The 8,457-nt window shown below is 34.0% G+C and carries 9 protein-coding genes and 2 tRNA genes; 2 read left to right on the top strand and 9 right to left on the bottom strand.

The window, feature by feature from the left end; genetic code table 11:
- Window position 1: 1 nt before the first annotated feature.
- Window positions 2-202, top strand: coding sequence for a recombinase family protein (locus tag HMPREF3029_RS09610; RefSeq protein ID WP_070709312.1), 201 nt, complete (start codon window positions 2-4; stop codon window positions 200-202).
- Window positions 203-586: 384 nt separating this feature from the next.
- Window positions 587-877, top strand: a complete 291-nt coding sequence (locus HMPREF3029_RS01240) for a DUF4282 domain-containing protein (protein ID WP_070709314.1) — start codon at window positions 587-589, stop codon at window positions 875-877.
- A 214-nt stretch (window positions 878-1,091) separates the two neighbouring features.
- Here the strand turns inward: HMPREF3029_RS01240 and HMPREF3029_RS01245 are convergent, their stop codons facing one another.
- The 9 genes from HMPREF3029_RS01245 to HMPREF3029_RS01285 form a co-directional block, all read right to left on the bottom strand.
- A complete protein-coding gene (locus tag HMPREF3029_RS01245; protein WP_070709316.1) occupies window positions 1,092-1,820 on the bottom strand; it encodes an HNH endonuclease in 729 nt (242 codons plus the stop codon).
- Window positions 1,821-1,915: 95 nt separating this feature from the next.
- Window positions 1,916-2,395, bottom strand: coding sequence for a 23S rRNA (pseudouridine(1915)-N(3))-methyltransferase RlmH (gene rlmH / locus HMPREF3029_RS01250; RefSeq protein WP_068129110.1), 480 nt, complete (start codon window positions 2,393-2,395; stop codon window positions 1,916-1,918).
- 111 nt (window positions 2,396-2,506) lie between these two features.
- Window positions 2,507-3,307: an MBL fold metallo-hydrolase gene (locus HMPREF3029_RS01255; protein ID WP_371327351.1), complete on the bottom strand. Its 801-nt coding sequence runs from the start codon at window positions 3,305-3,307 to the stop codon at window positions 2,507-2,509.
- Complete coding sequence (yycI, locus tag HMPREF3029_RS01260) at window positions 3,304-4,056, bottom strand: two-component system regulatory protein YycI (protein WP_070709318.1); 753 nt, start codon at window positions 4,054-4,056, stop codon at window positions 3,304-3,306. The genes HMPREF3029_RS01255 and yycI overlap by 4 nt, the downstream gene beginning before the upstream one ends.
- Window positions 4,056-5,366, bottom strand: a complete 1,311-nt coding sequence (locus HMPREF3029_RS01265; protein ID WP_070709320.1) for a YycH family regulatory protein — start codon at window positions 5,364-5,366, stop codon at window positions 4,056-4,058. Before HMPREF3029_RS01265 ends, yycI begins: the two co-directional genes overlap by 1 nt.
- Window positions 5,359-7,206 carry a cell wall metabolism sensor histidine kinase WalK gene (gene walK, locus HMPREF3029_RS01270; RefSeq protein WP_070622638.1) on the bottom strand — a complete coding sequence of 616 codons (1,848 nt, stop codon included), beginning with the start codon at window positions 7,204-7,206 and terminating at the stop codon, window positions 5,359-5,361. Before walK ends, HMPREF3029_RS01265 begins: the two co-directional genes overlap by 8 nt.
- A complete protein-coding gene (yycF, locus tag HMPREF3029_RS01275) occupies window positions 7,207-7,905 on the bottom strand; it encodes a response regulator YycF (protein ID WP_068129103.1) in 699 nt (232 codons plus the stop codon).
- Window positions 7,906-8,093: 188 nt separating this feature from the next.
- Window positions 8,094-8,166, bottom strand: a tRNA-Asp gene (locus tag HMPREF3029_RS01280).
- A 27-nt stretch (window positions 8,167-8,193) separates the two neighbouring features.
- A tRNA-Glu gene (locus HMPREF3029_RS01285) sits at window positions 8,194-8,265 on the bottom strand.
- Window positions 8,266-8,457 lie beyond the last annotated feature (192 nt).

Consider the following 8,457-nt stretch of genomic DNA (forward strand, 5'->3'; position numbering starts at 1 on the left):
TATGGTCAAAGCCATTGGTTATGTACGTCAAAGTACATTAAAACAACAAAGCTTAGCTACTCAAAAATCACTCATTATAGAAATCGCAAAACAATATGGTTGGTACAATGTAACATTCTATTTTTACCTTAAATTCAAAGCTATGCTTTTTATTCTTCATACAAAAACACCCCTAAAGTTGGATTTTCATGTCCAACTTTAGGGGTGCAGCTCATTTTACCGGGTGGCTTCTTATTAAAAACTGATTCATCAAATCTTAGTGTGTATACACTACCACAATTAGATTGAACAGGAGTCAGCAAATTTTTATTATTCAAGTGTTCATATACCTGTTTCTTGCACACTTCACAGTTTCATAACATACTCATTTATCATCAAATTGTTCAAGTGTATTTGTAACGAGAATGAAACAAAAATAATTTTTATCTTTCACTTAAACTTTATTGATATATTACAAATTTTATTGACCTATTCATGTGTTTTTATATATATATATATATATAATAGATTATATATTGTAAGTTTAAAGTTTAAGTAGTAATTTTAGTTTATTACTTATATTTTTAAGCAAGAAAGGAGAATATTTATGGATTATTTAAAGAAGTTTATCATGTTTGATAAGTTTATTACGCCTTCTATTGTTCAGATAGTTTTTTGGATTATAGCAGGAGTTACACTGCTGATTACACTTTTTAGTTTGTTGGGTGCTTTGTTTAGCGGTGAAACGGCTATGTTCTTTGGTGTGTTATTTTTAGCTTTAATTATCGTTCCTATATCGATTATAGTTATTAGAATTTACATGGAATTGATACTGCTTCTCTTCAAAATCTACGAAAGACTAGAAAGTATTGATGAACGCTTAAAAAAGGATTATTGATTTACGTAATAAGTTGAAGCTAGTTCTTTAAAAGTGAAAAATTTTAAACTAGCATTTTTATTAAAAAAGTGAGTGTATTGAAACACTCACTTTTTTGTGAAAGATATGATAATCGTTTTAAATAACGCTTTATATACTATATGTAATTCCATTATTATTGCACAGTTTTTTAGTAAATTTTGGCACAGATACTTCATACATTTTAATCTACCACTTAAAAGTCCACTTCTAAGCCTCTATGTATCATCGCATGACAATTTGGACAAACCGGTCTTAAATCTTTAACTGGATCTATTTTATATTCTTTACCTATCGCTGATAAGGGAACAATATGATGTACATGAATAAAATCTTTTCCAATCTCACCATATTCCTTTTCAAAATTTAAATCGCACACCATACAATTGTATCCATAATAACTTATGCATTCTTGACGTGCTCTAGAATTTCTCTCATATCTGTTTATAGTGACTTTTTCTTTGACTCCCTCATACAATGTGTCATTTTGTATAACCTCAGGGTAAAGCTCAGAAAAGTTTTCTAATTCTAGTAGATAAGTTCTAAGTGATTCTGATAATCGTTGTGGTCCTTGAGGAGCCTTTTTCAAACCATTATTCAATAAGTTTTTCAAATGTCTTTCGTCAGAAGCAAACTCTTCAATCAGTTTTAATTCCATAAATCGACCTTGTAATGCTTCTTCATACTTATTTCTGTCTTTCCAAAATTGAGAGTCATCTACAATGTCATTCATTGTCTTATCTATTTCTACGACTTGTGTTTTATACTTAATAGTTTGAAAAGGAGCACTAGCATAAATATATACAATATCGTTCACTTGATAAGAATAGTTACCTTGTTTCCAGTCAATAGAATCCCATTTTTGAAATGCCGATTCATAATCATATTTATTATGATTTGCAGATATTAACCAATATTGAGTCATTTACATCCTCCTCATAAGCTTTATTTGAATTCAACAAACTAATTGTATGATAAAGAATCTTCCAAGTAATGAATAATTTATATTAAGTAACCGCATCACTTATGATAACTCTCATTATTCAAAATCTTATTCACCCTAAATAACTGCTCGAGTAGTATAACTTTCATCATTTGATGAGGGTAGGTCATTTTTCCGAAGCTGATTGCTTCGTTTGATCGTTTTAACACGTCTTCTCCAATTCCGTTACTTCCTCCAATGACGAATACGACATTACTTTTGCCTTGTGTTTTCCAGTTATTATATTGTTTTGCAAAACTTTCTGACGAGTGTGCTTCTCCGTTTATTTCTAACGTGACGACGTGTTGATTTGGTTTTATTTTTGATAAAATACGTTCCGCTTCTTTATGTTTAATGTTTTCTATATCTTTTTCACTCGCGTTATTTGGTTCCGGCTCGTCTTTTACTTCAATGAGTGAGACGTTCGCATATTTACTGAGTCTCTTTTCATATTCTTTAACCGCTTCACGCCAATATTTCTCTTTTAATTTTCCAACAGTGATAATCGTTATTTTCATATTTTCACCTTCTTTTAAACTTATTCACAGAAAAGGACCAAGTATTCCACACTTGGTCCCCAAGTTATCCACATTATTCAGTAGTTATACACATATCTCTGTGGATAACTTTTATAATGTGTATATTCTCGTTGGTTCGTCTTTATCTGTATCGTGTAATTCCACATGTGACACTGTATCGACATCATGATGATTTAACACTTGTTCTACACTCATACGTGCGAGTTCTTTGATGTTGTTGTCTTGACTTAAATGCGATAAATAAATTCGCTTCGTACGATCTGTAATAACGTCCTTCATAGCATGTGCAGCGTCTTCGTTTGATACGTGCCCAACATCACTTAATATGCGCTGCTTTGTCATCCATGGGTATCTACCCGCACGGAGCATATCGACGTCGTGGTTAGATTCAAATACGAAGACATCACTGTCTTTTATAATGCCCTTCATCTCATCTGAGACATATCCAGTATCTGTAATAACGGATAGTTTTTTGTCATTTTGTGATAGGGTGTAAAACTGTGGATCTACCGCATCATGTGATACGTTGAATGATTCGACATCTAAACCGATAATTTCTTTATAGTTTAATGCGTTAAATTCAAATTTTTGCTCTCTATTGACGTGAATGTTTTTAGATTCAATGGCTTGCCATGTCTTTTTGTTCGCAAATATCGGTATGTTATAACGCTTTGCGATGACTTTTAATCCTTTTATATGATCGCTATGCTCATGTGTGATTAAAATCGCGTCAATATCGTTTAGTGATCGCTCGATTTTATTTAACGCAAGTTCTGTTCGTTTACATGTAAGACCCACATCGATTAAAAGACTACCTGATTCGGACTCAACATATATACAATTCCCTGTCGAGCCGCTCGCAAGTACGCTCATTTTCATTGTGGATGTCACTCACCTTCAATTATTTCTTCAGATGCATTGATTGCATCTACGTATATAATACGCGTTCTATCATCTTCTTCAATGACCAGTTTCCATTTTGGTCGTAATAATACTTGTTGATCTTCATCGTTTAAAAGTACGACGTAATGACCGAGTGTACTCGATTTTATAATCGCTTCATTTGAAATTACCTTTTCTTGAGCAAGTTCTTCAGCAAGTTTAATCGGATCATTCACTTGAACTTGTTTTGAATATTCGTTTACAGCGATATTAGAAATGTACCCCTGTTCAAAACGCAATGTGTTATCACTCGCTCTAACTACTTTGATACGCGCTGCGCTAATATTGAATATCGGAAGGGAGTCGTACATTTGATTATAGTAAATCGTGTCGGAAGTACTACTTTCTGAATCAAATGTATACTCACTGCCTCTATATATTTCTTTATCAATATGTGCTTTAACTATAGTCGCATCTAATTCTAAATCTTTTACTTCAACAATATTTCTAATTGTTCCACTTTGATCAGCCCCAGTTTCAGATTGAAACTCATGTTGCATACCGTTTAATACAGATAGTTTTATATTTTTTAGAGCATCGACGTTTGTTTTATAATCTGCACTTTTACTAATAGACTGACTTCTACTCGATTCGTGTCGTTCTTGTATATTATATTGATTGTATAGCACGATCAACAATACGATATTGATGATTAAAAACACTGTAATATATATAGATTTACTCAGTTTCCAATCCATTACGCTTCCTCTCCAATATCGTATTTTATCCATTCTCCATCATATAAAATATACCAATTTGGCGTATACTCAACGACGTTTAATTCACTTTGATCCGTATTGTGCTTTAAATCATATGCGATGATTATTTTACTAACTTTTGATAGCTCATAATCTTCATGTAATACAATTTGGTAACGTACTTTTTCAATATCTTCTAACGTCACACTTAAATCAGAAGGAATGTTTGCATTTAACTGAATCATCGGTCGACTATATTCTGTGATTGTCGTCTTACCGATTTTCACGTAAATTTCACTCATAATTTCATCGCTAAAAACAATATAGTTATTTATAAGTGGTCGATACACTACGAGATTATCGTCGCTATCATACTCAAGTAGAGTATATCTTGACGTTAAGCCCATATGTCCATTTAAAAAGATGAATGACTTTTCAATCGAACGATAGGGGGACAGTTCATTAACGTCTGATCCTTTTAAATTCATAAACGTATATTGATAATTACTCGATGTATACGTCGCGATTTCAGTATCTGCTTCGTACACTGTAATATCTTTTGTTTGCTTTTGTTCTATATTTGATTGAGTAAACAGTGTTTCGTTCATTGCAGAAACACTGATTGTCGATGGTATAAATTGGTGTACAGTCTTTTTACCTGGCGACTTTGGACCGTATATCGCTGTCAGTCTGTTTGATGTCGCTTCGTTTGTAATCACCATCGAATAATCTGTAAATTTGTCGCTATTTCGATTGATAATCTGTATAACTTCATCTTTACTAACATCAATTCTATACGGTATAAACATCGTACGTTCACTGTTAAAAAAGTTAAAAACGACGTAATTGTCGTGCAACTCTAAAAACACACGATCAAACTGAAAATCTACAAAATTCTCATCGATTTCACTTTTTAACATCGTAAAAAATGTACGTGCAGGTATCTCTGAGTAATAATCAATTAAAAGCATCTCGCTACCTTCAATAAGTGCATCTGCTTTTAACTGATTAATGCTTTCTGGATGATTTAAAAATTGAACCTCTTTTTCGTTAAATAACTTCCCAATTTCAGCAATTACGTCTTTATCGACTGTTCCAATTTCTTCTTGTTCTGTTGCATAGACAACTTGATACGCTCGTATCACATCTCCAAACGTCACATCCTCACCTTGAGAGGCCATCGGTGACGGTGAAAGTGTTGTATCAATAGTTTCGAATTCTGCAGTATAACTCCAGCTTTTATATGTGAGTATACAACTTATAATGACGAGTAACGTTAGCACTACTGTTTTGACGTGTTCTTTATTCATCCCACTCATCCTCTTCAATATCTAAACAAGGTAAGTTAATGAAAATTGTCGTGCCTTCACCTTCAATACTCGTCGCCCAAATTTTACCGTCGTGCGCTTCGACAATCTCCTTAGAAATTGCGAGTCCAAGTCCGGTACCACCCATTTGACGTGTACGTGATTTATCGATTCTATAAAATCGATCGAAGATTTGATTGACATTTTTACCCGGTATTCCGAGACCGTGGTCTTTAATTCGTAACGTCATGCGTTTGTATAACGTGTTCTCTTGTAAGTGGAATTCAACCTTTTTAGGTGTACGTGTTTGATATTTTATAGCGTTAGTTATAACGTTATCAAGCACTTGCATCATCTTATCTATTGCGATTTCAGAATAGATTGGTTTGTTCGGTATATTTTTAGTAAATACAACCTCATCTTTAAATGTTACTGTGAATCGCTCGATAATATTTTCTAAGAACATATTAAAGTTCACAACTTCTTTATTGATTTCTTCGACTTCACTGTCCATACGTGAAAGTTGAAGTAAGTCTTCAACGAGTCGGGACATACGCTCTGTTTCTTCACGTGTAACTTTTAAAAATCGTGGTGCGATTTCGTCATCTTGCCATGCACCGTCTTCTAAAGCTTCGATATAACTATGCATCGAAGTGAGTGGGGTACGAAGCTCGTGAGATACGTTCGCAACGAATTCTCGACGCTCTCTTTCGAATTCTTCTTGTTCTGTAACGTCATGCATTACAGCGATAAATCCACTGACAAATCCAGTATCTTTAACGATAGCACTAAAGTTCACACGGACGATGCGGTTACCTTCTTTAGATTCTAAAAATATTAAATGAGACGTATCACGATCATCTAGTATATCGGATAACTCGAGTTCATCTTCAAGTCCGAGTTCTGTAATCATATTTTTATTTAAAATATCCTCGTACTTAACATCTAACATATATAACGCTGTGTCGTTTGCGAGACGTATTCCACCGCGTCTGTCAGATGAAATAATACCGTCTGACATATGTGTGATAACAGAGTCTAGTCGGTTCTTCTCACTTTCAGTATTCGCTTGTGCTTCTTGAACGCGTTTAGACAAGATATTGAACGATTCAGCAAGTTGACCAATTTCATCATCACTATATATTTGTACGCGAGACGTATAGTTACCCTCAGACATGAGAAGTGCTTGGTTTCTCATACTAATAATCGGTTTTGTAATCGTACGTGCAACAAATATACCGAGCACTGTCGTAATAATGAGTGATATCGCAGTTGCGATAATAAATGTATTGTTAATTTTTTCGAGTTGCGAATATACGTTCTCGATGTTTGATGCAACGTATAGACTTCCAATTACTTTATCGTGTGCAATAACAGGAGAGTTCACAATCCACATACGTTTGTTATCATCCGCTTTACTTACGAATATATCATCATTTTGAGTGCCGGTTTCTAACGCTTCGTTTAACTCTTTTATGTTCACTCGAGAGTTTAACGTCGATTCGTTAGAAATCTTGCTCGTTGCAAGAAGTATTTGATCGGAGTTTACGTATCGAATTTCATTAATATCTGAACGATTACCATAATCATCGATCACTTTTTGTACTTCTTGCTGAAATTTATTACGATTGTTTTCATGTTCGCTATCGAGCTCGACGATACGCGTTTCGATTAAGTCAATTTGTGACTCGATGTTACTTTTAAAGTTTTCTGTTAAATCTCTTTCTAATACGTTTGTAAAATATAATCCGATAATTTGCATACCGATAATGATTAATAAAACGTATATAACGACGAGTTTAACTTGAAGAGATTGAATGTTTCGACGCCAATAGTTCAGCATTTAGTCGTCACCTTTTAAAAAGTATCCGACACCACGGCGTGTTAAAATGTACTCTGGATGACTAGAATCTGTTTCAATTTTCTCTCTTAAACGACGGATTGTTACGTCTACAGTACGTACATCTCCGAAGTAGTCATAACCCCAAACTGTTTCAAGTAAATGTTCACGTGTCATCACTTGCCCTGGATACTGTGCTAAATATTTTAATAACTCAAATTCACGTTGTGTAAGTTCGACTTCAACATCATTCTTTTTAACAAGATATGCATCTAGATCAATCGTAATCTCACGATTTGTGATGATGTTTTCATCTTTTTTAGCCTCTTCAGTTGACGGTGTTTTACGGCGTAAGTTTGCCTTAACACGTGCAATTAATTCACGTGCTGAAAATGGCTTCGTAACGTAATCATCCGCACCAAGTTCTAAACCGAGTACTTTGTCGATTTCGTCATCTTTTGCTGTTAACATAATAATCGGCATATCATGATATTTACGTACTTCTTTACAAATATCCATACCATCTTTACCCGGTAACATAATATCGAGCAAAATAAGATCTGGTACTTCTTCCATAATTAGTTCAAGGGCTTCGTTACCTTCGTGCGCAATTAAAACTTCGTAACCTTCTTTTTGTAAGTTAAATTCTAAAATCTCTGCGATTGGCTTTTCATCATCAACTACAACTATTTTAGCTGGCATTGTTTTCCCCCGTTCTAGAGAAAATAATATATCTCTATTTCTAAAATATTTATGTACATATTATTATACTATAACTATAAATTATACCACGAAAAATCCCACAGTATTAAACTGTGGGATACTCTTATGTTCATCTTATTAATATATTATAAAAAATCCTCTAGCGATATTTCACTAGAGGATACTTACGGTCCCGACGGGAATCGAACCCGCGATCTCCTGCGTGACAGGCAGGCATGTTAACCGCTACACCACGGGACCAATTCAGATAAATTAACAAAATAAAAATGACCCCTACGGGACTCGAACCCGTGTTACCGCCGTGAAAGGGCGGTGTCTTAACCGCTTGACCAAGGGGCCAGTTATCTGAACACAAGACTTATTATAGCATGGTGGTAATTTAAAGCAAGGTTTTTTTGAATATTTTTAAAAGTTTTTTTCTAATTAATCTTTTGATTAGATTTTTTATTGAAAAATTTGGTATGAATAAGAAAAGGGCTATCTCGTTTTGAGATAGCCTCAGATTGTAGACGAACCTTTTTTTCAAATTCT

Source organism: Nosocomiicoccus sp. HMSC059G07 (assembly GCF_001815515.1).
GTDB lineage: Bacteria > Bacillota > Bacilli > Staphylococcales > Salinicoccaceae > Nosocomiicoccus > Nosocomiicoccus ampullae_A.